A 26,287-nucleotide genomic window follows, 5' to 3' on the forward strand; every position below is an offset into this window, starting at 1 on the left:
ACCGTGATGCGACCATGGGGGGCGTGGCAGGTATGCGAGGCAGGCAGACGGTACGCGGGATGTTCCAGTCCCTCGGTGTGATCATGGTCGCCGCGGGCGTGATGTATCTCTTCGTCCCGCACGACGAGCACGCGGACCCGGTGGAGGCGAAGGACTACCGGGTCGAGCTCCTGACGGCCCAGCGGGCGGCGCCGTATCCGGTGCTGGCCCCCGAGGGCCTCGAAAAGGGCTGGAAGGCGACGGTCGTCTCGTACAAGCGGGAGAAGGCCGACGCCTGGCAGCTCGGCTTCCTCTCCCCGGACACCCAGTACGTGGCGATCCACCAGTCGACGGCGGAGCCGGGAGAGTTCGTGCCCGACGTGACGCACGAGGCGAAGGACACCGGGAAGACCCGGACGGTGGACGGCCTGGTCTGGCACCGCTGGGAGGGCCCGAAGTACGACGCGCTCGTGCGGACGGAGGGCGGCGCGACGACCGTGGTGACCGGCACGGCGTCCTTCGAGCGGCTGGCCGAGATGGCGGGCTCGCTCCGGTCGCAGAAGGCCTGAGCGGTACGCGGAGGCGTACGGGAAGGCGTACGGGAAGGGCCCCGCACTCGTGGAGTGCGGGGCCCTTCCCGTACGCGTGGCCGGTCACCGGTCTCAGACGGTGGTGACGACCTCGTCGAAGGAGAGGCGCGGGGAGCGCGGGAACCAGGCCTCTTCGCCCGGCTTGCCGATGTTGACGACCATCAGCGGGGTGTGGTCGGCGTCGAGGAACTCCTTCTGGACGCCGGCGAAGTCCAGGCCGGTCATCGGGCCGGCGGCCAGGCCGGCGGCGCGGACGCCGACGATGAAGTACGCGGCCTGGAGGGCGGCGTTCAGCAGGGCGGACTGCTCGCGGACCGGGCGCTCGGCGAAGAACATGTCCTTGGCCTGCGGGAAGTGCGGGAGCAGGGCCGGGAGGTCCTCGTGGAACTCGTTGTCGGCGGAGAGGATCGCGACGAGCGGGGCGGTGGCGGTCTTCGGCCGGTTGCCCTCGGCCATGTGCTGGACCAGGCGCTCACGGGCCTCGGGGGAGCGGACCAGGGTGATGCGCAGCGGGGTCTGGTTGAAGGCGGTGGGGCCGTACTTCACCAGGTCGTAGATCGCCTGCACCTGCTCGTCGGTCACCGGCTCGTCGGTGAACGTGTTGGCGGTGCGGGCCTCGCGGAAGAGGAGGTCCTGGGCGGCGGGGTCAAGGGCGAGAGACATGCTGCGTACCTTCCGGACTGCACAAAACTGCACAAGGTGGGGGTTGCTCGGACAAAGTTCGAGCGACGTCCTCGACAGTACGCCCATGATTGGTGAAATTTCAACTATCCAATCCGGATAGTGATCCGCTTCACTCGTGAGTCTACGCCAGGACCGGCGCGCCCCGGAAGGTCACTCCTCCCCGTCCTCGCCGTCCGCGTCCGCCGCAAGGGCGGCGTCCAGGCGGGCCCGGGCGCCCTCCAGGCGGAGCCGGCACACCTTCGCCAGCTCCTCGCCCCGCTCCCAGAGGGCGAGGGAGTCCTCCAGGGTGGTCCCGCCCGCTTCGAGCCGCCGGACGACCTCGATCAGCTCGTCCCGCGCCTGCTCGTACCCGAGCGCCGCCTCGTCCGTGCCCTTGTCCTTGCCCGCTGCCATGTCCGTCCTTCTGTCCTTCTGCTGTCTTCTGTCGATGTCGATGTGGATGGGGGTGAAGAGGGAGCCGCTCAGTCGGCGTCCGCCACGCGCCGCACCGCGAACTCGCCCTCCGCGACCCGGGCCCGCAGCTCCTCGTCCCCGGCGACCTCGCCGGGGGAGCGGACCACCGTGCCGTCCGCCCGCTGGAGCACCGCGTACCCCCGCTCAAGGGTGGCCGCGGGCGACAGCGCCCGGACCCGCGCCCGCGTGTGCGAGAGCTCCGAGTCGGCCCGGTCGAGGAGGTGGCCGAGGACCCGCCGGCTCCGGGCGAGCAGCGCCGCCACCTCGTCCCCGCGGACCTCGACCATGCGCAGCGGCTGCTCCATGACGGGCCGCGCGAGCGCGTGCGCCAGGCCGCGCTCCTCCCGGTCCAGGAGCCCCTGCACGGTCCGCAGCGCCCGGTCGCGGAGGCCGCGCACCCGGTCGAGTTCCTCGCCGACGTCGGGGACGACCTTCTTGGCCGCGTCCGTCGGCGTCGAGGCGCGCAGGTCGGCCACCAGGTCGAGCAGGGGCGAGTCCGGCTCGTGCCCGATCGCCGAGACCACCGGCGTACGGCAGTCGGCCACGGCCCGGACGAGCTGCTCGTCCGAGAACGGCAGCAGGTCCTCGACGCTGCCGCCGCCCCGGGCCACGACGATCACGTCCACGTCCTCGTCCGCGTCGAGCTCCCGGACCGCCTGGACGACCTGCGGGACGGCCTTCACGCCCTGCACCGCGACGTTCCGCACCTCGAAGGCGACGGCGGGCCAGCGTCGGCGCGCGTTCTCCAGGACGTCCCGCTCCGCCGCCGACGCGCGGCCGCAGACGAGGCCGATCCGGCGCGGCAGGAACGGCAGCGGCTTCTTCCGGTCGGCCGCGAACAGCCCTTCGGCGGCCAGGGTCCGCTTCAGCTGCTCCAGGCGGGCGAGCAGCTCACCGATCCCGACCGGCTTGATCTCGGCGGCCCGCAGCGAGAGCTGCCCGCGCGGCGCGTACCACTCGGGCTTGGCGTGCACGACGACCCTGGCGCCCTCCGACACGAGGTCCGCGACCGCGTCGAAGACCTGCCGGTAGCAGGTGACGCCGATCGAGACGTCGTACGAGGGGTCCCGCAGCGTCAGGAAGACGACCCCGGCGCCGGGGCGCCGCGAGAGCTGGGTGATCTGCCCCTCGACCCAGATGGCCCCGAGCCGGTCGATCCACCCCCCGATCATCCGGGAGACCTCACCGACGGGCAGCGGCGTTTCGGCGGACGTAGTCAGAGCCATGGACCGAGCGTAACGGCGCGGTACGACAACGTCAGGACGGCGTACGGGGGCGGGGCGGGGTGCGGTCCCGGTCCCGGTTCCGCACCCCGCCCCGCACGGCCCGCCCGTGCTCACCGCGTCCGCGCCGCCCCCTGGACGGCCAGGACCACCAGGCCGATCCCCAGCCAGACCACGCCCACCACCTGGGCCGCCGCCGAGGCCTCGACGATCACCGCGACCAGGATCGCCGCGCCGACGACCGGCGCCACCACGTGCTTCAGCACGTTCGGCGGCCCCTCCGCCCGGCGGACGGCGAACCAGCCCACCACGCTCGCGTGCAGCAGGACGAAGGCGGTGAGCGCGCCCACGTCGACCACCGACACCAGGTGGTCGAGGCCGTCGTCCCGCCGCGCCGCCCACACCGCCGCGACCATCGTCACCGCGGCGGACACCAGCAGCGCCACGCGCGGCACGCCCCCGTCCGTCCGGGCGAGCAGGTGCGGCAGCCGTCGGTCGCGGCCCATCGCGAAGAGCAGCCGACCGCCGGCCGCCTGCCCCGCGAGCGCCGCGAAGGCCGCGCCGATCGCCTTGGAGGCGGCCACCAGGTCGTGCAGCCAGTCGCCGACCGAGGTGTCCACGGCGTCGTAGAAGGCGGAGCCCTGCTTGCCGGGGTCGGCGGCGAGCTCGGCCGAGGAGACCGGTTCGAGCAGCGCCACCAGCCAGGTCTGCGCCACGAAGAGCGTGCCCGCGAGCGCCAGGCAGAACAGCAGCGCCCGCGCCACCTTCGCCGAACCGCCGGTGACCTCCTCCGCGAAGGAGGCGATCGCGTCGAATCCCAGGTAGGAGAGGACGGCGACCGAGACCGCGCCGATCACCGCCGCGAGCGAGAACGACGCGTCGCCGGTCAGCGGCGACCACCAGTCGCGCTGTGCCCCGTCCCGTACGAGCACCACCACGGCCGACACGACGAAGACGAGGAGGACGGCGATCTCCAGGGCGAGCACCGCGAAGCCGACGCGGGCCGCCGCCCGCACGCCCCACAGGTTGAGCAGGGTGGTGAGGACCACCGCGATCCCGGTCCACACCCACCGGTCGACGGTCGGGACCAGTGCCTCCATGGCGATGCCCGCGAAGAGGTAGGCGACGGCGGGGATCAGCAGGTAGTCGAGCATCGCCATCCACCCGGCGACGAAGCCCGGCCCCTCCCCGAGGCCCTTGCGCGCGTACGTGAAGACGGAGCCGGCCTGCGGCGCGACCCGCACCATCTGGGCGTAGCTGAACGCCGTGAACGCCATGGCGACGGTCGCCACCACGTACACGAGCGCGACCGCGCCGTGCGACTTGGCGTCGAGCGTCCCGAAGACGCCGACCGGCGCCATGGGCGCGATGAAGAGCAGCCCGTAGACGACCAGGTCACGGAACCCGAGGTTCCGTCGGAGCCCCGTGTGCTCCGTACCGCCGCCGCTACCGCCACCACCGTCGCCGTTCCCGCCCGCCGCCACCTGCGATTCCTCGGCCATGGGGCCAGTTTCGGCCACGGGGGCGGGCGAATCGCTGAGCGACGCGGCGCTGGGGGGCGCGGGTGTGCGGCGGCCCGGCGGCGCGGGCGTACGGAGGTGCGGCGTTCCCCGGTGGGGCGTGGCGGCGCGGGCGTACGGTGGCGCGGCGTTCCCCCTGGGACACGGCGGCGCGGGCGTACGGTGGCGCGGCGTTCCCCCTGGGACACGGTGACGCGGACGCACGGGGAGGCGGCCTTACGATGGGACGCATGACTGCAACGCCCGCGTCGACGCCCGATCACGCCCCCGCGACGAACCGCCCGAAGCGTGTCCTGCTCGCCGCTCCCCGCGGCTACTGCGCGGGCGTGGACCGTGCCGTGATCGCGGTGGAGAAGGCCCTGGAGCAGTACGGGGCCCCGATCTACGTCCGGCACGAGATCGTCCACAACAAGTACGTCGTCCAGACCCTGGAGCGGAAGGGCGCGATCTTCGTCGACCAGGCGACCGAGGTGCCGCCGGGCAACATCGTGATGTTCTCCGCGCACGGCGTCGCCCCGACCGTCCACGAGGAGGCCCGGCAGGGCCGGCTCGCGACCATCGACGCCACCTGCCCGCTGGTCACCAAGGTCCACAAGGAGGCCGTCCGGTTCGCCAAGGAGGACTTCGACATCCTCCTCATCGGCCACGAGGGCCACGAGGAGGTCATCGGCACCTCCGGCGAGGCCCCGGACCACATCCAGCTCGTCGACGGCCCCGAGGACGTCGCCAAGATCGAGGTGCGCGACCCCTCCCGGGTCGTCTGGCTCTCCCAGACCACGCTGTCGGTGGACGAGACGATGGAGACGGTCGACGCGCTGAAGGAGAAGTTCCCGCAGCTCATCTCCCCGCCGTCGGACGACATCTGCTACGCCACGCAGAACCGCCAGACCGCGATCAAGGAGCTGGCCGGCCAGGCCGAGCTCGTGATCGTCGTCGGCTCGAAGAACTCCTCCAACTCGATCCGCATGGTCGAGGTCGCCAAGCAGGCCGGCGTGCCCGCCGCCCACCTCGTGGACTTCGCGAGCGAGATCGACGAGGCCTGGCTGGAGGGCGTGACCAGCGTCGGCCTCTCCTCCGGCGCCTCCGTCCCGGACGTCCTGGTGCAGGAGGTCCTGGAGTGGCTGGCCGAGCGGGGGTACGCGGACGTCGAGATCGTCAAGACGGCCGACGAGTCCCTGACCTTCTCGCTCCCCAAGGAGCTCCGCGACAAGGACCTGCGGGCCGTGGCCGAGAGGCTCGGCGCGGGCGAGCCGGCCGGGGAGTGACCCGGCGGCCCGGCCGGCGGGCGACCGGGCCGCTCCGACCGGGGATCGACCCGGTCGAGCAGTAACGGGGCGCCCCAGCCTTTACGGTGGGTCCATGAACGTCTTCGGAGTGGACATCGGCGGCTCGGGCATCAAGGGTGCTCCCGTGGACCTGGAGCGCGGCACGCTCACCGAGGAGCGCCACAAGGTACTGACCCCGCAGCCCGCCACACCCGACGGTGTGGCGGGCTGCGTCGCGGAGGTCGTGGCGCACTTCGGCTGGACGGGCCCGGTGGGGGTGACCTTCCCGGGCGTGGTGACGGGCTCCACGATCCGTACGGCCGCCAACGTGGACAAGTCCTGGATCGACGTCGACGCGGGCGCGCTCATCGGCGAGCGGATCGGGGGCCTCCCCGTGACCGTCCTGAACGACGCGGACGCGGCCGGGATCGCGGAGATGACCTTCGGCGCGGGCCGGGGCCGCAAGGGCACGGTGATCATGCTGACCCTCGGCACGGGCATCGGTTCGGCCCTGTTCGTCGACGGCCGGCTCGTCCCGAACACGGAGCTGGGCCATCTGGAGCTCAAGGGCCACGACGCGGAGAAGCGGGCCTCGACGAAGGCCAAGGAGGACGAGGACCTCAGCTGGGAGCACTGGGCGACCCGGCGGGTGCAGAAGTACCTCGCGCACGTGGAGATGCTGTTCTCGCCGGAGCTCTTCATCATCGGCGGCGGCGTCAGCCGCAAGGCGGACAGGTTCCTGCCGCTGATCGAGGGGATCCGGGCGGAGATCGTCCCGGCGGAGCTCCAGAACAACGCGGGGATCGTGGGGGCGGGGATGGCGGCGGGAGCGCAGTAGGGAAGGGACCCCGGGGCCCGGTGGCTCACCGGGCCTCTGGCTCATCGGGGCTTTGGCTCATCAGGCCTCTGGCTCACCGAGCCTTTGGCTCATCGGGCCTTGGCGGCCTTGGCGCTCTTGGTGACCGGGGTGGCGGACCCGGTGGTTCTGGTGGTCCCGGTGGTCCCGGTGGCGGCCCGGGTGCGCTGCTGCCGCCGCCCCATCTCCCGTACCTTCCGGATGCCGGCGATGAGACCGGCGACCAGGGTGCCGCCGTACAGCCACCCGGCGTGCACGGCGAGGGCGGTCACGACGGCCATGGCCTGGCCGCCGAGGCCGCCGGTGCCGCCCGCGACGGGGACGACGCCGACGGCGAAGGCGATGGGGACGCCGATGGGGGCGGTGACCAGGTCGGCGGTACGGACCCAGAGCGCGGTCAGGGCGCTGACCGGCAGGAACAGCAGCCCGTAGACGACGGGGGAGCCGTCGAGGAGCAGCAGGTCGAGGAAGCCGATCGCCAGCATGACGGCGGAGGCGAAGAGCCCGGCGCCGAGCCCGGTGAGACGGGGCGAGGGCAGCCGCCGCAGGGCGAGGACGACGGGGGGCACGGGCCGGCCGCCGGGCCGCCGGGCGGGAGCGGAGGCCGGGGCGCGGCCGGGGGAGGCCCCTTGAGCGCGCCCGGTCCCGGCCCTCTGTCCACGGCCGGGGGCGCCGGCGGTCACGGCCCGCTCGACGCGGGCGCCGCCGCCGGGGGTACGCCCGGTCCTGCCGGTCACGCGGTACACGGCGGCGCCCTCCACGGGCGGGCCGGAGGGCGCGGCGGGCGCGGCGGGGGGCGGGGCGGCGGCCGGTGAACCGGACGACTTCGGCCGCCGACGCCCCTGGGGCTGACTTGTCCTGTGCTGCTCCACCCGACCAACGTAGGTCGGGAGGGGGCGGGAACCGGGTCCGGGACACGCCCTTTGGGTGACCTTGCCCCCGAGATCGACCGAAGGTCGGCGTCACTGGCCGGTTCGGCCCGCCCGTAAACTGGGGGATCGGCCCACCATCCACACTTCAGGAAGTCGCCACCGTGTCGCTCACGATCGGAATCGTCGGTCTGCCGAATGTCGGCAAGTCGACCCTGTTCAACGCCCTGACCAAGAACGACGTGCTGGCGGCCAACTACCCGTTCGCCACGATCGAGCCCAACGTCGGCGTCGTCGGCGTCCCCGACGCCCGCCTGACCAAGCTGGCGGAGATCTTCAACTCGCAGCGCGTCCTCCCGGCGACGGTCGACTTCGTCGACATCGCGGGCATCGTGCGCGGCGCGAGCGAGGGCGAGGGCCTGGGCAACAAGTTCCTGGCGAACATCCGCGAGTCGGACGCGATCTGCCAGGTCATCCGCGCCTTCAAGGACGAGAACGTCGTGCACGTCGACGGCAAGGTCTCGCCGAAGGACGACATCGAGACGATCAACACGGAGCTGATCCTCGCGGACCTCCAGACGATCGAGAAGGTGCTGCCGCGCCTCCAGAAGGAGTCCCGGATCAAGAAGGACGTGGCGCCGAAGGTCGCCGCGGTCGAGGCGGCGCAGGCGATCCTGGAGAAGGGCGACACCCTCTTCTCGCAGGGCGTCGTCCAGGGCTCGGAGAAGGCGGAGCTCCTCCACGACCTGCACCTGCTCACCACGAAGCCGTTCCTCTACGTGTTCAACGTGGACGAGGACGAGCTGACCGACGACGCCTTCAAGGCCGAGCAGAGCGCCCTGGTCGCCCCGGCGGAGGCGATCTTCCTGAACGCCAAGCTGGAGCAGGACCTCGCGGAGCTCGACGAGGAGGACGCCATGGAGCTCCTCCAGTCCGTCGGCGCCGAGGAGCCCGGCCTCGCCACCCTCGCCCGCGTCGGCTTCGACACCCTCGGCCTCCAGACCTACCTGACGGCCGGCCCCAAGGAGTCCCGCGCCTGGACGATCAAGAAGGGCGCCACGGCCCCCGAGGCGGCCGGCGTCATCCACACCGACTTCCAGAAGGGCTTCATCAAGGCCGAGGTCATCTCCTTCGCCGACCTCGTCGAAACGGGCTCGGTCGCCGACGCCCGCGCGGCCGGCAAGGCCCGCATGGAGGGCAAGGAGTACGTGATGCAGGACGGGGACGTGGTGGAGTTCCGCTTCAACGTTTAATTGAAGATTAAGCCATTCTCCTCAAAGGGCTTGCTTGGGAAGGCAAGCCCTTTTGTCTGGTTCTGAAGCTCGTGATCAGTCGCGCTGGAACTGAATCGCTTCGGGTCTGATGGAGGCTCCGGACTGTCCCGGGTTGGGTGGAGTTCATGCTCCACCCGGCTCGGGGCAATTCCGTGGAAGCTGTGAAACTTGGGGCAGCTCACCTGCCGGGCCGCCTGCTGCTCGACCGTGTCGAGAGCGTAGATTCACCTACTTCTTCTGTAGCGCCCCAATCCGCTTCATCATTTCGTCGAGATAACCAAGCGTGTCGTTTATGCCCGGCTCATAGTCGTCCGGATGCGCACACTCATTCCGCTTGGCAAGCAGCCCCTGTAGCGCCTTCATCATTCCGTTGGTGATGAAACCCTGCTTCTTCATGACTTCAAAGAGGGTGTGATCCTTCTGGTCGCGGAAGTCCGAAGCCTGCTTGATGTTCCACGTGGTGTAGTTGGTCTGGATCGCCGAGAGGCGGGAAGCGTCGTTCGCGATCCATTCGTGGATGAAATCCATCAGTGCGGCGAATGACGTGACGTGCGCGGAGCGGTAGAGCCCATGCTCCACGCACTGAAGTGCCTCACGAAACAGCTTGTCCTGCTTGATGTTGAGGTTCGTCAGCTTGTCATAGGACTCGGTTACCGTCATCACGCGATACGTCGAGGTCTCCCGCTCGGCGAGAAGCCTACGTAGTTCGTCCTGCGCGTTGGCCGCCCAGTCGGCGACCTCGCGCGGAGTCCTAGGCGCCGCCATCCGTCAGACCCTTGAGGTGCTTTGCCATGGCGGCGAAGAACGCGTCGTAGACAGCGGCGTCACTGGTCGCATCGACTGAGAGTGCGATGTTCACGTTGATGACCACCGAGCCGGCCCCGTTGCTGCCCTGCTGGCGTTGGTGGCGCCCCTTCGTCGACTCGTCCTGCTCGTCGGCATCGCCCTCGTCGCCTTCGTCTTCCTTGCCTGCCGCACCGGCGACTGAGTTGAAGTTGCCGAACTTGCACACGACCTTGAAGGTCTTGACCGCGAGTCCCACCTTTTTGTCATCCAAATCCGAGTGGCTCTTGAAGAAGGTTGCCAGTTCGGTGTCGGACCGGTTGTGTGCGTCGCTATAGATCTGGAATACGTTGCCGTACCCGGAGCGGATACCCGCCGCAAGCAGGGCGCGACCGCTCTCCCCGCCGCGGAGGCCCTTGGTGTAGAGCTCGGTTGGCTTACCGGAGCGGTCCAGCAGTCCGATCTTCTTCATTAGCGGGATGAACGGACGACTGTTCGATGACGCGAACCCCACCGAGCTTAGGTACTGCTTGTCGATCCTCGTCGGCACGCCCATGCCCTGTAGCTTTTCCAGGAATTCTTCCAGCTTCCCGGGGGTCGGCGTGTATGGGAACGAGTTGTCAGCTGCCATGCGCCGCATGATACGTGGAGCCACTGGCGGAAAGCACTAGGGCAACACGGAACACTTCCCTGTCGAAGGCAAGCTCGTGTGGTACGTGATCGCGCCAGCCCGCTTTTCGTTCAAGGCTCAACGTCGAACAAATTCTCGAATTTTACCTGTAGTCTCTCTGTCGAAGGAGAGGAAGCCAGGCATACTGAATGATTCATTGAGCTCTTGCAGTATCGCCACTCCAGGGTGAGGGCGAGCGTTGTCCACTAGTTGAATTGAGATGTCTGACGTCTCGATCATCAAACTCGGGGCCCTCGTTGGTTATCCATCCTGCCGCACTCGACCTACCGCATGCGCTCGTGGAGTGGGTCACGATGCTCGTCGTCACCTGTGAGGGGGCTGGTGCAAACTCCGCCCGTCGCAACGCGCGATGGTGGCACTGGTGTACCTGCGCGAACACACCACCCTGGTGAAGATTGCTGCCGGGATCGGCGAGTCCACGGCTCACGCCAGTCCCTGTGGGCGACTGGGGTGAGTCGGCTGGGGCGGGCGCCGGGCCGATGGCGTCGGTCCTCCAACGCCCATGCCGCCGTCCCTGCGCGCGGCCATCCTGACTTTTGATGTGCTGGCACTCTGTTCGCTTCGACCATCTCTGGGTCCCCTCGCGGGCTGGTGGTCTGAGGCATAGGTTGCTAGACGGTGCGGATGACAGGGGCGGGTTTGATGTCCTGGGCGTCGATGAGGGTGCGGATGTCGTTCGGGTCCGAGGTCCAGATGATGGCGCCGAGGCTGGCTGCCATGGTCACGACGGTGGCGTCGACGATGTCGGACGTGCCGGCCTTGCCGCAGAGGATGCCTGCGGCTTTGGCGGTTTCGAGGCCGACGGGTACGACGTGGCACCCGGCGAGGAACTTGCCGAGTCTGACCTGGCGGCGGGAATCCCGCCATGCCTGGCTGACAACGACGGACGGGACGTGGATGTCCCGGCCGTCTTCGAGGGCCAGGCTGTGGCGGGCCCACATGCGTCGGTCGTCGTTGTCGATGGCGATGAGCACGCCGGCGTCGTACAGGTAGGGGATGTTCACGCGGCCGAGGCTCCCGGGCTGCTGAGGTACTCGGCGTCGGCGGCGGCCAGGTCCGCGCGGGCGGCGGCGAGCTCTTCCGGAGTGAACGCGCCGTGTTCTGCCTGCCACTCCTGGATGACGGCCCGGCCCGCCCGCAGGCGCAGCTCGCGTTCGGCTGCTCCGGCGACGAGACGGGAGAGCGGGATGCCTTCTTCCTCGGCGGCTCCGGCCAGGGCTTCGACCAGGGATTCGTCGAGGGTGATAGTCACCTTCTTAGTAGCCATACATCAACCATAGCGCGGTATGGCCTTCGATACTGGTGCGCGGATCACGTGCCGACAAGCGCGGAGGGCGTTGGTGCATCCAGCGAGGGGGGTCTCGCCGATCCGATGGCCCGCAGGACCGTGGAAAGCCGGGTCCTCATTCGCCGGAAAGAGGGGTTTGGCGGTAAAGCCCTTGCCCGTCCGTGAGGCGGCGGTGCACAGGTCGGGCGGAGGGCTACGGGGGCTTGAGGTGGCGAGCGTCTTGCAGAGGTGCAAGAAGGACGTCCGGGACCGGAACTTTTCCTGTGATCGTCCGCGGTGTCGGCACGGGTGGGTGGTGCGGTACCGGGAGCCGGGCGGTAGGCGCGGGTGTCAGCGGGAGAGGTCGTTTCCCCGTCGGGTGGGTGCGGATGGTGCGGACGCTTTCGCCGACAAGGCCGAGAACGACAAGGAGGCCAGCACTCGCTTTGATCCTGCGCGAGGGCTTGTGGCGCTGCGAGCCTGGGCTCAGGAGCGGTTGGAGCGACAGGTCGTCGGTGAGTCCACGCGCCGCAACTACGAAGGGTTCATCCTTAACCATCTCGGGCCGTGCCTGGGACGGAAGACGCTGGCCGGGCTGGCGCGACGCGACTTCGAGGAGTTCGCCAAGGATCTGCATGTCTCCGGTGAGGGGTTGGCGGTCTCCACGGTCAATGACCGGATGGTCAGGGTGGCCGCCCTCATGGAGGTGGCCGTCGTCGACAAGCGCATTACGGAGAACCCTGCCCGAGGCATCCGGATATCCCGTAGGGATGCTGTGGCAGTGGACGAGGACGCAGTGCCGGCACCAGCCGAAGTGGAGCTGATCGCTGCGCACGTCACGCCATCGTTTCGCCTCGCCGTCCACCTTCAGTCCGGCACAGGGCAGCGACCGAGCGAGGCCCTGGCCTTCTCCACCGAGCGCAGGCGGTCTGGCTTCGTCAGGATCCGATGGCAGGTGAGCGCCAAGGCGCACCGCGAGGACTGCCGGACACCCTTCGTCCGCCTGAAGCATCGGCTGGAGAAGGAGTGCCGGGACATCCGCACCGCCCTGTTCGTCGAGCAGGAGATCGATACTCATCTCCGCAGGTGGAAGCCGGTGCCCGTTGCTTTTACAGGGCGGAAGGGCAAACGGATTCGACTCGAGACCTTCTTCGCTCCGCATCAGCCTGGCACCGGGGTGATGCCGTCCATCGCGTCCTACGGCCACCAGTTCAAGAAGGCATGCCTCCTGGCCGACCTGGTGGACCTGGACGGCAAGGTCAAGTACACGCCTCGTAGCCTGCGGCACTTTCTTCGCCTCCACCGCCCTGGCAAACGGTGTGCCGATCCACGAGGTGTCGCGCTGGCTGGGGCACCGTTCCGTCAAGACGACGGTCGATATCTACGGGCATCTGCTGCCCGGCACGTGGGAGCGCTGCCGGGAAGTCTTGCAGCGCTCCATGCGGCCCGTGCCCCCGGACGTGACGTCCCCACCGTCAGAGGAGGCGAGCTCGAGCGCCGGCGACCGAGCTGTGGAGGCGTGCCAAGGCTGGCTGGCCTGCGTGGTTCTGGGATAGGACGCCCGTGCTGGGACGGTGCTGGGATGCCCACTGTAAAAACCGCGTTTCCACAGGTGGGAGCTCTGCATTACAGGTTCCGGTTCAACGTCTGACACGTACGGCGAGAGGTCGTCCTGCCCTCGAAGCGGGACGGCCTCTCGTTTTCTCTTTCGTCGGGCGACCCGCTTCTGGATCCCCACAGGAGGGGCTTCTTGAAGACCGACGGGCGGGTCCGGCCGGACGAGCGGTGTGGGGTGGCCTTCGGCTGCCCGGGCGTGGTCGAGGGGTGGGAACTCCGGCAGGCCGAGGAGCGCATGGTCGAGGAGGCTTCGGTCTGTGCTGCCGAGCTCGCGGCGTCGATGGGGCTCGTCTGTTGTGACCCGCAGGCTCGGCGGCTGCGGCCGTTACCGCGCTCGGGCCGATGGCGGGTGCTGCGGCTACGGCCGGGTCCAGCCGTGGGCGAAGTCGCAGTGGAGGTCCGTCCAGCGGCGCTGCTCGGCGGGGGTGTAGGCAGGGTGGCCGAGGCGTCTCACGCCCTTGACCCACTCGTCCCAGAGGCCGTCGGGTTCCGTGAAGCGGTCTGCGTGGCGGGTGCCCAGGTGGGCGTCGAGGCGGAGGAGGGCGCCGAGGGCTGCGGGCTGGTCGTAGTGGAGGTCGGTGCGGGGGAGGTAATGGTCGAGGTAGGCGGTGAGGATCTCGGCGTCGGCGTGGGTGCCGAAGCGGGCCAGGGCGAAGCAGTAGGCGCTGCCGGAGTAGCAGACCTCGCCGGCCAGGAGCAGGTCGCCGAGGCGTGTCCGGAACCGTTCGCGGCGATCCACGCCGATCAGCCAGGCGGCGGTGAGGCGCGAGCGCCATTCGTACCCGAGGAGGGCCTCCAGTTCCTCGTAGGTGATCGCGGCGGCGTCAGCGATCAGGTGTCGGGTGAAGCGTGTGGTGTGCCACCACCGGGGGCCCAGGAACCGCCCGCCGTTCAGTACGAGGTAGCGCGGGAGGCCCCCGTACATCCTCGTCACGTAGCTCTCGACCACATGACCGCAGCCGATTTCGGCGGGGTGCTGGGACGGCATCGGTCACCTCTCCGGGTGCAGGTCGGCGCGGTCGATCCAGGTGGGGGCGACGAAGACGTTGTCGTCGGTGGGGGCTTCGGAGGCTTCCAGGAGGGACCAGGAGCGGGACTCCTCGACCAGGTGCCCCCAAGGCGCGGTCCAGTCGAGTTCCCAGGCCGGGGCGGGGCCGGAGATGCCGCACGTGCGGCCGGTATCCACGCGCCGGAACTGGGAGTGGAGGATCACCTGGGCGAGGAACGGCTCGGCCGCGAGGGGCTTGTCCTCGGTCGGCGGGCGGCCGTAGCGGCGGCCGTGCTCGTCGCAGGCGTCGAAGTCCTGGTAGGTGTGCCGGACCTCGATCAGGGAGACCTTGTTCGCCCCGCCCGGCATGGTCGGCCAGCGGAACCGGGCCCCGTCGCCCTCCCGGAAGCAGACGGAGCGGATCTCGTACGAGCCGGGCATCGTGCTCAGTACGCGGTGCCCGCAGCAGGGGCGGGGACAGGGGTAGCGGTCGCTCACCCGCGCAGTCTTGTGGCAGGTGCGGTCGGTGCGCCATGGAATTCTCGGCCTCTGGCCGGTCGCCGTCTCGGACCTGACCTTCAGCAACGCGCTTCAGCCCACCAGTCGGAGTCAGTACGAGGCGGCCACTCCAAAGGAGACCAGTGCGGCCGGCGTGCCGCACGTGTGGTGCACTCGGCCGGGCGGCCGCCACCAGCGTCGCCGCTATGAGGGGAAGGCGCACGCGGCTGTGGTCGGCAGGGCGATGCCGGTCGGTGTCGGGATCGCGGTCGGGAGGGACGAGTCGACCACGTTGATCGTGCGGTCGAGGGCGTGGGGGCCGACGGGCAGGAGCAGGAAGCAGACCGGCGTCGCAGTGACCAGCGCGGCGGAGTCCACAGCAGCAGCCCGGCGGCGCACCGGGGGGAGCTCCGGCAGTGCGAGCGCCGTCGGGGCGTGGAGGGCCGGCGAGCCGGGGAGCGCCCACCGGCGCAACGCGGGAGAGGTGCCGGGGCAGCCGCTCGTACGCGACGGAGACGTCGGGGGCGTTCGAGCGGCGTCCGTCGCGGAAGGCGATCCTGGCCCTGGCCGCCCCGCTCCTGGAAAAGCCGCGGGCTCGACCGCACCCAGTGCCGCCCGCTCACTCCGGGGTCGCGGGACAGTCCGGTCGTGGTCGGCGCCGCGTCCTGGCCCGTGCTCACCCGGACCGAGCCGATCAGGGCGCCGGCCCGGGTCGGGCCCGAGGAGCCGGTGCGCGTCGAGCGGTACTCGCCCTCGTACGGCGTGACGTCGGCCCGCGAGACGGAGCGGCGGGCCCCGGCGGCGCCGAAGTGATCGGCGAAGCGGTCCGCCCCCCCCCGAAGTGATCGGCGAAGCGGTCCGCCCCCCCCCGAAGTGGTCGGCGAAGCGGTCCGCCCCCCCCGAAGTGATCGGCGAAGCGGTCCGCCCCCCGAAATGGTCGGCGAAGCGGTCCGCGACCCCCTGCCTCGCGCAAGCGGCGACGCCGTTCCCGCCGGAAGGGGATTCCCGCCGGGGGCGCCCGCGCCGGAAGCGGCTCCCCCGGCACCGGTCCTACAGATCCAGCACCAGCCGGGCGCTCCTGGAGCGGCCCACGCAGATCATCATCGTGCTGCCCGCCTCCCGTTCCTCGTCCGTCAGGAGCATGTCGTGGTGGTCCGGGGTGCCCGCGAGGACCTTGGTCTCGCAGGTGCCGCAGACGCCCTGTTCGCAGGAGGACGGGACGTCCGGCACCGCCTCGCGGACCACGTCGAGGAGGGTCCGGTCGGGCGTTACCCGCAGGGTCGTGCCCGTGCGGCGCAGTTCCACCTCGAAGCCCCCGTCGGCGGGAGGGAGGTCGGGCCCGGGCGGGGGACCGAAGCGTTCCACGTGCAGGGAGTCCGGCGGCAGCAGGCGGTCCGTGCGGCTCCGTACCGCCTCCAGCAGGCCCTCGGGGCCGCAGCAGTAGACCGCCGTGCCCGCCGGGAGGCCGGTCAGCGCCCGGTCCAGGTCGGGCAGGCCGTGGCTGTCCTGCGGCCACAGGGTGACCTCCCCGCCGCGCAGGGCGGTCAGCTCCGCCCGGAAGGCCATGGTGTCCGGGGAACGCCCGCCGTAGAGCAGCGACCAGGCCGGGGCGTCCGGGCGTGCGGACAGCGCGCGGAGCATCGGCAGGACGGGCGTGATGCCGATCCCGCCCACGACGAACGCGTACCGCGGGGCCGGCACCAGCGGGAAGTGGTTGCGCGGGCCGCGCACCGTCAGCGTCCGGCCCACCAGCGGCGTCGCGTGCAGCTCCGCCGACCCGCCCCGGCCGTCCGCGACGCGCAGCACCGCGATCCGGTACGCCTCGTGGTCCTCCGGCCGGCCGCACAGCGAGTACGAGCGGACCAGGCCCGACGGCAGGACGACGTCGACGTGCGCCCCCGGCTCCCACTCCGGGAGCGGACCGCCGCCCGGGTCCGTCAGCGTGATCCCGAGGACCCCCTCTGCCTCCGGCTCCGCGCGGACGACCGTCAGCTCGCGCACCGGTTCTGCGGTGTTCATCGACGTACTGCCTCTCCTCGGCGTTCGTGGGCGACGGGCACCCATCCTCCGGCGCCGCACCGGGCCGCGCCACGCTCCCGCCCCGGCACGAAAGTGCACCGCACGAAATTGCCGCACCACCCGTCCCCACGAGGGGTTTCGCCGGCGGGAGGGGTGCGGGGGCGGGGGCTTTCTGGCACACCCGTGCCATGCATCTTCGTGGCACCCGGGAAGCGGTGACACCGGCCCCGGACCGCGTGAAGCTGAGTTCCGCCGCAGTACGCCGGGCCGCTCGAAGCCCCCGTACCGAGCGCCGTACATCCGGCCGCTCGAAGCCCCCGTATCGAGCGCCCCGCACCGGGCCGCCCGAAGCCGCCCCGCCGAGCGCCCCGCACCGGGTCGCCCGGAACCGCCCGCCGAGCGCCGTACCCCGAGAGGAACACCGTGCCGACACAGCTGCATCCGGAAACCCAGGCGATCCATGTAGGGATTCCCGATCTGGGTGGCGCCCGGCCGCTGAACACGCCGCTCTACCAGACCGCCAACTTCGGCTACGACAACCCCGAGGACCTGGCCGAGGCCATCAACAGCCCCGCCTCGTTCGCCTACCTCCGCAACTCCAACCCGACCGTGCGCGCCCTGGAGGACGCCGTCTCCGCCCTGGAGGGCGCCGCCGCCAGCCTGGCCACCTCCAGCGGCATGGGCGCCATCCACACGGTGCTCCACACCCTGCTCGGCAGCGGCGACCACATCATCGTCCAGAAGCACCTGTACGGCGGGACGTTCGCCCTGCTGCGCGACCTCTCCGCGCGCTACGGCGTGGACGTCACCTACATCGACGGGCGGGACGCGGCCGAGGTCGCCGAGGCCCTGCGGCCCACCACCAAGGTCCTGTACCTGGAGACCCTCTCCAACCCCACCGCCCAGGTCACCGACCTGCCCGCCTTCTTCGCCGCCGGCCGCGCCGCCGGGCTGACCGGCGTCGTCGACAACACCTTCGCCTCCCCGATCGGCTGCCGGCCGATCTCCCTCGGCGCCGACGTGGTGGTGCACTCCTCCACCAAGTTCCTCTCCGGCCACGGCGACGTCCTCGGCGGCATCGCCTCCTTCGCCGACGCCGCGCTGCACCGCCGGGTGTGGTCGCACTCGCTGGAGACCGGCACGATCGCCGACCCCTTCGCCGCCTGGCTGACCCTGCGCGGCCTCGCCACCCTGGGCCTGCGCATGCGCCGCCACCACGAGAACGCCGACGGCCTCGCGACCTTCCTGTCCGGCCACCCCCGGATCGCCAAGGTCCACTGGCCCGGACTGCCCGACCACCCCGGCCACGAGCTGGCGCGGCGCCTGCTGCCCCACGGCTACGGCGGCGTCTTCGCCATCGACGTCGACGGCGGGCGCAAGGAGACCATCGAGTTCACCCGGCGGCTGCGCGTCGCCGACCGCGCCGTCTCCCTCGGCGGCTTCAAGACCCTCGTGCAGCAGCCCTCCGCCACCTCCCACCGCTCGATGGACGCCGAGGGGCTGCGCGCCATCGGCATCACGGAGGGGACGGTCCGCGTCGCCGTCGGCCTCGAACACCTCGACGACCTCACGGCGGACTTCGCCCAGGCACTGGACTGAACCCCTCCGGCCACAGGACCCGATCCCCGGCGCCCGCGCACGCCGGCACGCCGAGCCGACAGGCACCGGGCCGGTCCCGGCCGCAGGGCCCGAGCACGCCGGTCCGGCGACCGCCCCCGCACCCGCCACCACACCCGCGAAGGAGCACCCCGCACATGTCCCACCGCGCCACCCTCACCCCGCAGATGCTGCAGTACTCCGAGAAGTTCGACGACCGCGGCGACATCCGCTGGATGCCGTACCTCATGTACTTCCACGCCGCCGGCCACCGCTCCGACGTCGTCAACACCGACCGGCTCGGCTTCCGCGTCTCCCACGGCCCGGACGGGCGGACCGCCTCGGTCGGCGGGCCGCTCCCCGAGGGGCCGGTCCGGCTCTTCGCCGGCAGCTCCACCTCCTTCGGCATCGGCGCCAGCGCCGACCGGCACACCCTGCCCTCGCGGCTGTGGAGCGAGCACGCCCCCTCCCTGCCGTGGCTCAACTTCGCCGGCCGCAGCCACAACTCCACCCAGGAGCTGCTCCTCTTCACCCTCTACCGGCACCTGCTCCCGCAGGTCGACGAGATCGTCCTCTTCTCCGGCTTCAACGACCTCGGCCTGAGCCGGCTGCCCGCCTCCGTGCGCGGCGACAGCGGCGCGTTCTTCAACTGCAACGACTTCCACGGGCAGATGGAGGAGCTGCGCGCCCGCAACCGCAAGGCGTCCGCCGGACGCGGACTGTTCGGCCGCCGCCAGCCGGCACCCGAGCCCGTCGACACCCGGGTCCCGGAGCTCTCGGAGCAGATCGACATCGGCTCCGAGCTGACGCTGCGCCACCTCGACGGCTGGCGGCTGCTGGCCGAGGGCATGGGCGCGAAGCTGACCTTCGTGCTCCAGCCGCTGGCCACCTGGGTCCGCGAGGAGCCCGCCCCGCAGGAGAAGCTGATCTTCGAGGAGCTCGACCGGATCTCCAACTTCGGCGCGGCGTACGGCGACATCTCGTCGATGGACGCCCGGGAGACGTACTCCAAGGCGCTCCGGGCCGGCTGCGAGCGGATGGGCGTGCGCTACCTCGACAGCAACCCGGTCATCGCCGACGCGATCGGCAAGGACGACTGGCTCTTCGTCGACCGCATCCACTTCACCGACGAGGGCCACGACCTCGTCGCCGGCCTCCTCGCCAGGGAACTCGGCCTCCGCTGACCCCCCCGTCACCTCCACCTCAAAGGACACCGTCATGACCTTCCTGCGCACCCTCGTCAACAAGCTGCTCGGCCGCCGGCCGAAGCCGAAGAACGACGCCTCCATCTACCCGATGTTCTGACCGGCCACCGGCCAGGACACCCCCGCACCCGAGAGAGAGGAACGACGTGGCAGCGCCCACCGTGGCCGCGGCACCGCCCCGCCCCACCGGCCCGGAGCCCCGCACCACCGAACCCGCCAGGACCGTCTACGGCAGGGTCGTGGACCCCGAGGCGGCCCTGCCCGCGGGCCGCCTGCCCGCCCAGATCCGCGCCGAGCTCACCGCCGGCCAGGACCCGGACGGCACCCTGGACGACCTGCGGCGGCGCGCGGCCGACTGGTCGGCGACGGAGGCCCTGCGCTTCCAGGAGCTCGCGGCCCCGCTCGACCCCGGCACCCGGGCCGTCCTCGTCCGCCGGACCGCGCTGGCCTGCGCGCCGCTCGCGCTGATGTCCGGCGCCTGGCTGCAGTGGCTGAGCTCGCCGGGCAACGGGGACGACCCCGCCGTCCTGAGCGTCCTAGCGCTGTACGCGGCGGACCTGGGCGTCGGCGATCCGCGCGCCTCGCGCGGCGACGCCTACCTGCCGGTGCTGCGGCACCTGGGCGTGTCCGAGAACGCCGTGCCCGCCGGGCGGCTCGCGGCCGACCAGCGCCTCGACGACGGCCACTTCCGCCTCCCGGCCCTGCTGCTCGCCATGGGCCGGCGCCCGGACGACTTCCTGCCGGAGATCCTCGGCGCCGACCTGTGCCTGCGGTCGGTGGGCCTGCCGCCGGCCCTCACGCTCGTACGGGCCGAGCGGCCGACGGTCACCCGCTGGGAGACCGTCGACCCCGCCACCGGGCGCGGCACGGGCCCCGACGCCGCCGAGCTGGCCCTGACCGCCGTGCGGCGGGTGGCCGAGCGGGACGGCGAGGACGCCCGCGTACGGGTCGGCACCGGCTTCCGCTGGGCGCTGGCCGCCCTGCGGGAGTGGACGGGGCGGCTGTACGACGAGCTGGTCGCCGCCGCCGACCCGGCGTTCGAGATGGCCGAGCTGATGCGCGACCGGGCCCGCGAGGGCGCGGTGTACCACCACGGGTTCCCCCTGGAGGGCCGGCCGCTCGCCGACTGGCTCAAGGAGTGCCAGACCGACCCGCGGCCCATGCTGGGGGCGCTGTCCCGCAGCCGCCTGGTGCGACCGGGCGACCCGGGCAGGAGCATGCTGGTCAACGGCCTCGTGGGGGAGAACGGCCAGATGTTCCGGGTGTTCTCGCCCGAGGACCTGGACGTGGTGCGCCGCTGGATCGGCTCCCTGCCGGGGCCCGCCGTCGGCACCCCCGAGGGCGGCGCCGCCCTCGCCCCGTCCCGTCCGCTCGCGCTCACCGCCTGGCGGGCCGAGTCCGACGGCCGGCCCCCGGCGGACCTGCGGGAGGCCTACCACCTGCTCCTGAACCGCACCGACACGCCCGCGGTCCGCGCCTGGGCCCACGAGTACGCGCACGGCTGGCTCGGCCGGTCGCGGCACGGCATGGACGACGCGGAGATGCCGCTGCCCCGGCAGTGGACCCCGCGGGGGCTGCGGCCCTGGCTGGTGGACATGCACGACCGGCACAGCGAGGCGTTCGAGCAGGGCACCGCGCAGGAGCTGCCCGACCGAGAGGCGCTCGTCGACTCCACCGTGCAACTCGCCCCGCTGACCCTGATCGACGGGGCCTGGATCATGGGCTTCACCGACTACGAGCACGCCTCGTCGGAGATCGGGCACTCCCTCTTCGACACCTACTGGGACGAGCTGGGCAACGGCGAGGCGGACCTGAACCACCCGCTCATCTACCGCGAGGTGCTCACCGAGATGGGCGTCGACCTGCCGCCCACCGCCGCCCGCGCGTTCGCGGAGTGGGAGGGCTTCCGGGACTCCTCCTTCGAGCTTCCGGTGTACTGGCTGAGCATCGGCCGGTTCCCGCAGACCTTCATGCCCGAGGTGCTCGGCCTCAACCTGGCGATGGAGCTCTCCGGCGTCGGCGGCACCTACCGGCGGGCCCGGCTCGCCCTGAAGAAGTACGGGTTCAGCACCCGCTTCGTCGACATCCACAACACCGTGGACAACGTGGCGACCGGCCACTCGGCGTGGGCCGCCGACGCCATCGACACCTACCTCTCGTCCCTCCTGGTCTCCCAGGGGGCGGGCGCGCTGGACGCCGCCTGGACGCGCGTGCGCACCGGGTACCGCTCGCTCAACCCGCCGACGGGCTTCCGGGCCCGCCAGGCCGCGCGCCGGGCGGCACGCTCCGCGGGCAGGCCCCGCTGACCCGCCCGTAGAGCCGATCCGTCCGGGCCCCGCCCCGCCCGCAGCACCGCCCCACCCGTAGAGCCACCCCGCACCCACCCCTAGGAGCACTCCCATGCCCGATCTGATCCTGGGCATAGCCGCCTACTACCACGACAGCGCGGCTGCCCTGATCGTCGACGGCGTCCCCGTGGCCGCCGCCCAGGAGGAGCGGTTCAGCCGCGTCCGGCACGACTCGGCCTTCCCCGCCCGTGCCATCCGCTACTGCCTGGACGAGGCCGGCGTCACCCTCGACGACGTCTCCGCCGTCGCCTACTACGAGGACCCGGAGCTGAAGTGGCGCCGCGTCCTCACCACCTTCGCCGGCGCCGCGCCGGGCGGCTTCGCCTCCTTCCGCGACACCCTCCCCGCCTGGCTGAAGTGGAAGCGCCGCACCGCCGACGTGGTCCGCGGCGAACTGGCCGGCCTGGGCCTGGGCCGGGTCCCCGAGCTGCACGTCCGCCGCCACCACGAGTCGCACGCCGCCTCGGCGTTCTACCCCAGCCCCTACGAGTCCGCCGCCGTGCTCTGCATCGACGGGGTCGGCGAGTGGGCCACCACCACCCTGTGGCACGGCCGCGGCACCGAGCTCAAGGCCGTCTCCGAGATCCGCTTCCCGCACTCCCTCGGCCTGCTGTACTCGGCGTTCACCTACTTCTGCGGCTTCAAGGTCGACTCGGGCGAGTACAAGCTGATGGGCCTCGCCCCCTACGGCAAGCCCCGCTACGCCCAGCTCATCCGCGAGAAGCTGATCGACGTCAAGCCGGACGGCTCCTTCCGGCTCCACATGGAGTACTTCGAGTACCTGCGCGGCCAGGTGATGACCGGCCGCGGCTTCGAGCAGCTCTTCGGCGGCCCCCGCCGCGCCCCCGAAGGCCCGCTCACCGAGCGGGAGTTCGACCTCGCCGCCTCGGTCCAGCAGGTCACCGAGGAGGTCGTCCTCCTCCTCGCGCAGCACGCCCGCGAGGTCACGGGCGAGCGCCACCTGGTGATGGCCGGCGGAGTGGCCCTGAACTGCGTCTCCAACGGAAAGATCATCAACGCGGGCATCTTCGACGAGGTGTGGGTCCAGCCCGCGGCCGGCGACGCGGGCGGCGCGCTCGGCGCGGCCCTCGCCGTCGCCTCGGACCGCGGCGCCCGGCGCGACCACCTCGGCAACGGCACGGACGGCATGACCGGCTCGCTCCTCGGCCCCGCGTTCGACGACGAGGAGATCGCCGCCTACCTGGACGGCCAGGGCGTCCCGTACACCCGCCTCACCCCCGAGGAGCTGGCCCGCCGGACCGCGGCGGAGCTGGCCGACGGGAAGATCGTCGGCTGGTTCCAGGGCCGGATGGAGTTCGGGCCCCGGGCGCTGGGCGCCCGGTCGATCCTCGGCGACCCGCGCGACCCGGTCATGCAGTCCGCCATGAACCTCAAGATCAAGTTCCGGGAGTCGTTCCGGCCCTTCGCCCCCTCGGTGCTCGCCGAGGACGCCAAGGACTACTTCGAACTCCACCAGGAGAGCCCGTACATGCTGGTGGTCACCGGCGTCTCGCCCGCCCAGCGGGTCGAGGCGGAAGGCGGCGACGGCGAGGTCGGCGGCCTCGACCTGCTCAAGGTGCAGCGCTCCACCATCCCGGCCGTCACCCACGTCGACCACTCGGCCCGGGTGCAGACCGTCACCGCCGAGCGGAACGCCCCGTACCACCGCCTGCTCACCGAGTTCAAGGAGCGGACCGGCTGCTCCGTGCTCGTCAACACCTCCTTCAACGTGCGCGGCGAGCCGATCGTCGCCAGCCCCGCCGAGGCGTACGCCTGCTTCATGCGGACCAACATCGACCGCCTCGCCGTCGGCAACTTCCTGCTCTTCAAGGAGGACCAGCCGACCTGGCAGGAGGAGACCGACTGGCGGGACGAGATCCCCCTCGACTGACCGCCACCGCGCAACGAACCGTCGGAAAGCGAAAGAAAGGGCGTACGAGCCGTGCGTACCGTACTACTGGCCATCGTCTACTACCTGATCGTCACCCCGGTCGGCCTCCTGGCGAGGGTGGTCCGCGATCCGCTCACCCGCGGCACGGACCCGAAGGCCACCACCTACTGGGCCGCCCCCATCCCGTCAGCGGTCTGAGCCCCGCCGGCGGCCGGGGGGAGAGGGTCCACCGAACCCCTCTCCCCCCGGCCGCCCGGGCCCCACGAACACGAACCCGCAGGAGAGAGAGCATGCGCGCATCGCCGCCCCCCGCAGAACGGACGGACCACCGGCAGCCCGAAGGGGGCTTCGGGGAGGCCGTCCGGCTCACCGTGCCCGTCGCCATGGCGTACATCCCGCTGGGAGTGGCGTTCGGCGTGCTGCTGACCGCGAGCGGCATCAACTGGTACTGGGCCCCGCTCTCCACCCTGCTGATCTACGCGGGATCCATCGAGTTCCTCGCCGTCGGCTTCATGGTGGCCGGACTGCCGCTCTACCAGGTCGCGTTCACCTCGCTGATCGTGAACTTCCGGCACATCTTCTACGGCCTCTCCTTCCCGATCGACCGGCTGCGCGGACGGGCCCGGAAGGCGTACGGCGTCTTCGCCCTGACCGACGAGACGTACGGCATCACCTCCGCGGGCCCCGGCATGCACCTCACCGGCCGGCAGATCACGGTTCTCCAGGTCGTCAGCCACGTCTGGTGGTTCCTCGGCGCGCTGCTCGGCGCCCTGCTCGGCCAGGTGATCCCGGAGAGCGTCAAGGGCTTCGAGTTCGCCCTCACCGCCATGTTCCTGACCCTCGCGGTCAACGCGGTGCGCACCAGCAGGAGCGCGACCCTCGTCCTGCTCGCCCTGGGCGCCGGGGTGGTCGGCTACCTCGTGGACCGGTACGTGATCGGGGAGTCGTTCCTGATCGTGAGCCTGCTGCTCTACGTGGTCGTCATCAGCGCCATGTACCGCAAGGACAGGGACAGGGACAGGGACAAGGACAAGGACAAGGACAAGGGCGGGGACGCCCCCGCCGAAGACAGCAAGGAGCAGGCGAAGTGAACACCCTCTCCGACGCGCACGCGTTCGCCGTCGTCGGCGTGATCGCCCTGGTGACCCTGGCCCTCCGGGCGGCCCCGTTCGTCGTCCTGGGCAAGCTGGCCGCGAACGGCTACCTGCGCTACCTCGGCGAGAAGATGCCGACCGGCGTGATGGTCCTCCTCGTGGCGTACACCATCAAGGACCTCGACGTGACCGTCTACCCGTTCGGCCTGCCGAAACTGGTCTCGCTCGTCCTGGCGGCGGTCATGTACTGGAAGACGGACAACGCCCTGCTGTCGATCGGCGGCGGCGTCGCGCTGTACATGGTCCTCGTCAACGGGGTGATCTGACGTGGGAACGGGAAACGGAGCCGGCGAGGCCGCGGTGCTCGTCCTGGAGGACGGGCGCAGTTTCCACGGGCGCGCCTACGGGGCCGTGGGGGAGACCTTCGGCGAGGCGGTCTTCAACACCGGCATGACCGGTTACCAGGAGACGCTGACCGACCCGTCGTACCACCGTCAGGTCGTGGTCATGACGGCCCCGCACGTCGGCAACACCGGCGTCAACGACGAGGACCCCGAGTCCGGGCGCATCTGGGTCTCCGGCTACGTCGTCCGCGACCCCGCCCGCGTCTCCTCCAACTGGCGCGCGCGCCGCTCGCTCGACGAGGAGCTGGCGTGCCAGGGCGTCGTCGGGATCTCCGGCGTCGACACCCGCGCCCTCACCCGCCACCTGCGCGAGCGCGGCGCGATGCGGGTGGGGATCTTCTCGGGCGAGGCGGTCGGGGACGAGGCGGCGCTCCTCGAACGGGTGCGGCAGGCCCCGCCGATGAAGGGCGCGGACCTGTCGGCGGAGGTGGCCACGGCCGAGCCGTACGTGGTCCCCGCGGTCGGGGAGAAGCGGTTCACCGTCGCGGCGATCGACCTCGGCATCAAGGGCATGACCCCGCACCGGATGGCCGAGCGCGGCATCGAGGTCCACGTCCTGCCCGCCACCGCCACGCTGGAGCAGGTGTACGCGGTGGAGCCGGACGGGGTGTTCGTGTCCAACGGCCCCGGGGACCCCGCCACGGCGGACCTGACGGTGGTCGCGGGCGTGCTGGAGCGCGGAACGCCGCTGTTCGGGATCTGCTTCGGACACCAGCTCTTCGGCCGGGCGCTCGGCTTCGGCACGTACAAGCTGAAGTACGGCCACCGGGGCGTCAACCAGCCGGTCCAGGACCGCACCACCGGCAAGGTCGAGGTCACCGCGCACAACCACGGCTTCGCCGTGGACGCGCCGCTGGACGGCCCGGTGGAGACGCCGTTCGGCCGGGCGAAGGTCACCCACGTGTGCCTGAACGACGGGGTGGTGGAGGGGCTGCGCCTGCTCGACCGGCCGGCCTTCTCGGTGCAGTACCACCCCGAGGCGGCGGCGGGCCCGCACGACGCCGCGTACCTCTTCGACCGCTTCACGTCTTTGATGGAAACCGCCCCGATGGGGACCGCCCCGATGGAGACCGCCCCGATGGAGGCCGAGCGTGCCTAAGCGCACCGATATCCAGTCCGTCCTGGTCATCGGCTCCGGCCCGATCGTGATCGGTCAGGCCGCGGAGTTCGACT

At 71.3% G+C, this 26,287-nt stretch carries 27 protein-coding genes and 1 pseudogene; 15 read left to right on the top strand and 13 right to left on the bottom strand.

Features of this window, described 5'->3' with window-relative positions:
- Positions 1-14: 14 nt before the first annotated feature.
- Positions 15-548: a DUF4245 domain-containing protein gene (locus ACIP5O_RS35445; RefSeq protein ID WP_401301539.1), complete on the top strand. Its 534-nt coding sequence runs from the start codon at positions 15-17 to the stop codon at positions 546-548.
- Positions 549-641: 93 nt separating this feature from the next.
- On the opposite strand, the gene ACIP5O_RS35450 is transcribed toward ACIP5O_RS35445, so the two are convergent.
- From ACIP5O_RS35450 to ACIP5O_RS35465, 4 genes are all read right to left on the bottom strand, one after another.
- Entirely contained in the window at positions 642-1,232 is a 591-nt protein-coding gene (locus ACIP5O_RS35450; RefSeq protein ID WP_401301542.1) for a malonic semialdehyde reductase, read from the bottom strand.
- Between the two features lie 171 nt (positions 1,233-1,403).
- A complete protein-coding gene (locus ACIP5O_RS35455) occupies positions 1,404-1,646 on the bottom strand; it encodes an exodeoxyribonuclease VII small subunit (RefSeq protein ID WP_356541746.1) in 243 nt (80 codons plus the stop codon).
- A 68-nt stretch (positions 1,647-1,714) separates the two neighbouring features.
- On the bottom strand, positions 1,715-2,932 hold the full coding sequence (gene xseA / locus ACIP5O_RS35460; protein WP_401301545.1) for an exodeoxyribonuclease VII large subunit: 1,218 nt from the start codon (positions 2,930-2,932) through the stop codon (positions 1,715-1,717).
- A 110-nt stretch (positions 2,933-3,042) separates the two neighbouring features.
- Positions 3,043-4,431, bottom strand: a complete 1,389-nt coding sequence (locus ACIP5O_RS35465; RefSeq protein ID WP_401301547.1) for an APC family permease — start codon at positions 4,429-4,431, stop codon at positions 3,043-3,045.
- 239 nt (positions 4,432-4,670) lie between these two features.
- On the opposite strand from ACIP5O_RS35465, the gene ACIP5O_RS35470 reads away from it, so the two are divergent.
- Both ACIP5O_RS35470 and ppgK read left to right on the top strand, forming a co-directional pair.
- The gene (locus ACIP5O_RS35470; RefSeq protein ID WP_401301549.1) at positions 4,671-5,714 is read left to right on the top strand and encodes a 4-hydroxy-3-methylbut-2-enyl diphosphate reductase; all 1,044 of its coding nucleotides are present in this window, start codon (positions 4,671-4,673) and stop codon (positions 5,712-5,714) included.
- A gap of 94 nt (positions 5,715-5,808) precedes the next feature.
- Positions 5,809-6,552, top strand: a complete 744-nt coding sequence (gene ppgK, locus ACIP5O_RS35475) for a polyphosphate--glucose phosphotransferase (protein WP_401301552.1) — start codon at positions 5,809-5,811, stop codon at positions 6,550-6,552.
- An 89-nt stretch (positions 6,553-6,641) separates the two neighbouring features.
- Here ppgK and ACIP5O_RS35480 read toward each other — a convergent pair whose 3' ends face one another.
- A complete protein-coding gene (locus ACIP5O_RS35480) occupies positions 6,642-7,253 on the bottom strand; it encodes a DUF6542 domain-containing protein (RefSeq protein ID WP_401301600.1) in 612 nt (203 codons plus the stop codon).
- A gap of 350 nt (positions 7,254-7,603) precedes the next feature.
- Here ACIP5O_RS35480 and ychF point away from each other — a divergent pair, with 350 nt between their 5' ends.
- Complete coding sequence (ychF, locus tag ACIP5O_RS35485; protein WP_401301555.1) at positions 7,604-8,692, top strand: redox-regulated ATPase YchF; 1,089 nt, start codon at positions 7,604-7,606, stop codon at positions 8,690-8,692.
- Positions 8,693-8,941: 249 nt separating this feature from the next.
- On the opposite strand, the gene ACIP5O_RS35490 is transcribed toward ychF, so the two are convergent.
- Both ACIP5O_RS35490 and ACIP5O_RS35495 read right to left on the bottom strand, forming a co-directional pair.
- Positions 8,942-9,478 (bottom strand): hypothetical protein, encoded by a 537-nt coding sequence (locus tag ACIP5O_RS35490; RefSeq protein WP_401301558.1) that lies wholly within the window; start codon positions 9,476-9,478, stop codon positions 8,942-8,944.
- Positions 9,465-10,127: a DUF5343 domain-containing protein gene (locus ACIP5O_RS35495; RefSeq protein ID WP_401301561.1), complete on the bottom strand. Its 663-nt coding sequence runs from the start codon at positions 10,125-10,127 to the stop codon at positions 9,465-9,467. The genes ACIP5O_RS35490 and ACIP5O_RS35495 overlap by 14 nt, the downstream gene beginning before the upstream one ends.
- 296 nt (positions 10,128-10,423) lie before the next feature.
- Here ACIP5O_RS35495 and ACIP5O_RS35500 point away from each other — a divergent pair.
- Positions 10,424-10,617, top strand: a pseudogene (locus ACIP5O_RS35500) (IS5/IS1182 family transposase); the annotation flags it as partial.
- Positions 10,618-10,798: 181 nt separating this feature from the next.
- On the opposite strand, the gene ACIP5O_RS35505 reads toward ACIP5O_RS35500, so the two are convergent.
- On the bottom strand, positions 10,799-11,191 hold the full coding sequence (locus tag ACIP5O_RS35505) for a PIN domain-containing protein (protein WP_393839652.1): 393 nt from the start codon (positions 11,189-11,191) through the stop codon (positions 10,799-10,801).
- Entirely contained in the window at positions 11,188-11,454 is a 267-nt protein-coding gene (locus tag ACIP5O_RS35510; protein WP_152370712.1) for a hypothetical protein, read from the bottom strand. The genes ACIP5O_RS35505 and ACIP5O_RS35510 overlap by 4 nt, the downstream gene beginning before the upstream one ends.
- 496 nt (positions 11,455-11,950) lie before the next feature.
- Here ACIP5O_RS35510 and ACIP5O_RS35515 point away from each other — a divergent pair, with 496 nt between their 5' ends.
- Positions 11,951-13,105, top strand: coding sequence for a hypothetical protein (locus ACIP5O_RS35515; RefSeq protein WP_401301564.1), 1,155 nt, complete (start codon positions 11,951-11,953; stop codon positions 13,103-13,105).
- A gap of 324 nt (positions 13,106-13,429) precedes the next feature.
- On the opposite strand, the gene ACIP5O_RS35520 is transcribed toward ACIP5O_RS35515, so the two are convergent.
- The 3 genes from ACIP5O_RS35520 to ACIP5O_RS35530 all read right to left on the bottom strand — a co-directional run bounded on the left by ACIP5O_RS35520 (position 13,430) and on the right by ACIP5O_RS35530 (position 15,031).
- Positions 13,430-14,059 (bottom strand): DUF6000 family protein, encoded by a 630-nt coding sequence (locus ACIP5O_RS35520; protein ID WP_401301567.1) that lies wholly within the window; start codon positions 14,057-14,059, stop codon positions 13,430-13,432.
- 3 nt (positions 14,060-14,062) lie between these two features.
- Positions 14,063-14,557, bottom strand: a complete 495-nt coding sequence (locus ACIP5O_RS35525; protein ID WP_401301569.1) for a CPCC family cysteine-rich protein — start codon at positions 14,555-14,557, stop codon at positions 14,063-14,065.
- Between the two features lie 204 nt (positions 14,558-14,761).
- Complete coding sequence (locus ACIP5O_RS35530) at positions 14,762-15,031, bottom strand: hypothetical protein (protein ID WP_401301572.1); 270 nt, start codon at positions 15,029-15,031, stop codon at positions 14,762-14,764.
- A 174-nt stretch (positions 15,032-15,205) separates the two neighbouring features.
- On the opposite strand from ACIP5O_RS35530, the gene ACIP5O_RS35535 reads away from it, so the two are divergent.
- On the top strand, positions 15,206-15,370 hold the full coding sequence (locus ACIP5O_RS35535) for a hypothetical protein (RefSeq protein ID WP_401301575.1): 165 nt from the start codon (positions 15,206-15,208) through the stop codon (positions 15,368-15,370).
- A 237-nt stretch (positions 15,371-15,607) separates the two neighbouring features.
- On the opposite strand, the gene ACIP5O_RS35540 is transcribed toward ACIP5O_RS35535, so the two are convergent.
- Positions 15,608-16,576: a PDR/VanB family oxidoreductase gene (locus ACIP5O_RS35540; protein WP_401301578.1), complete on the bottom strand. Its 969-nt coding sequence runs from the start codon at positions 16,574-16,576 to the stop codon at positions 15,608-15,610.
- Between the two features lie 423 nt (positions 16,577-16,999).
- On the opposite strand from ACIP5O_RS35540, the gene ACIP5O_RS35545 reads away from it, so the two are divergent.
- The 8 genes from ACIP5O_RS35545 to carA all read left to right on the top strand — a co-directional run bounded on the left by ACIP5O_RS35545 (position 17,000) and on the right by carA (position 26,213).
- A complete protein-coding gene (locus tag ACIP5O_RS35545; protein WP_401301581.1) occupies positions 17,000-18,175 on the top strand; it encodes a trans-sulfuration enzyme family protein in 1,176 nt (391 codons plus the stop codon).
- 155 nt (positions 18,176-18,330) lie between these two features.
- The gene (locus ACIP5O_RS35550; RefSeq protein ID WP_401301584.1) at positions 18,331-19,356 is read left to right on the top strand and encodes an SGNH/GDSL hydrolase family protein; all 1,026 of its coding nucleotides are present in this window, start codon (positions 18,331-18,333) and stop codon (positions 19,354-19,356) included.
- Positions 19,357-19,523: 167 nt separating this feature from the next.
- Positions 19,524-21,683, top strand: a complete 2,160-nt coding sequence (locus tag ACIP5O_RS35555) for an iron-containing redox enzyme family protein (RefSeq protein WP_401301587.1) — start codon at positions 19,524-19,526, stop codon at positions 21,681-21,683.
- Positions 21,684-21,777: 94 nt separating this feature from the next.
- Positions 21,778-23,616, top strand: a complete 1,839-nt coding sequence (locus ACIP5O_RS35560) for a carbamoyltransferase (protein WP_401301590.1) — start codon at positions 21,778-21,780, stop codon at positions 23,614-23,616.
- Positions 23,617-23,667: 51 nt separating this feature from the next.
- Positions 23,668-23,814 (top strand): hypothetical protein, encoded by a 147-nt coding sequence (locus ACIP5O_RS35565; RefSeq protein ID WP_401301593.1) that lies wholly within the window; start codon positions 23,668-23,670, stop codon positions 23,812-23,814.
- 92 nt (positions 23,815-23,906) lie between these two features.
- Positions 23,907-24,707 (top strand): AzlC family ABC transporter permease, encoded by an 801-nt coding sequence (locus tag ACIP5O_RS35570; protein WP_401301595.1) that lies wholly within the window; start codon positions 23,907-23,909, stop codon positions 24,705-24,707.
- A complete protein-coding gene (locus ACIP5O_RS35575) occupies positions 24,704-25,036 on the top strand; it encodes a branched-chain amino acid transporter permease (protein WP_125657503.1) in 333 nt (110 codons plus the stop codon). Before ACIP5O_RS35570 ends, ACIP5O_RS35575 begins: the two co-directional genes overlap by 4 nt.
- A gap of 1 nt (position 25,037) precedes the next feature.
- Positions 25,038-26,213 carry a glutamine-hydrolyzing carbamoyl-phosphate synthase small subunit gene (carA, locus tag ACIP5O_RS35580; RefSeq protein WP_401301598.1) on the top strand — a complete coding sequence of 392 codons (1,176 nt, stop codon included), beginning with the start codon at positions 25,038-25,040 and terminating at the stop codon, positions 26,211-26,213.
- Positions 26,214-26,287: the final 74 nt, after the last annotated feature.

It is taken from the genome of Streptomyces sp. NPDC088915, assembly GCF_044749825.1.
Lineage (GTDB): Bacteria > Actinomycetota > Actinomycetes > Streptomycetales > Streptomycetaceae > Streptomyces.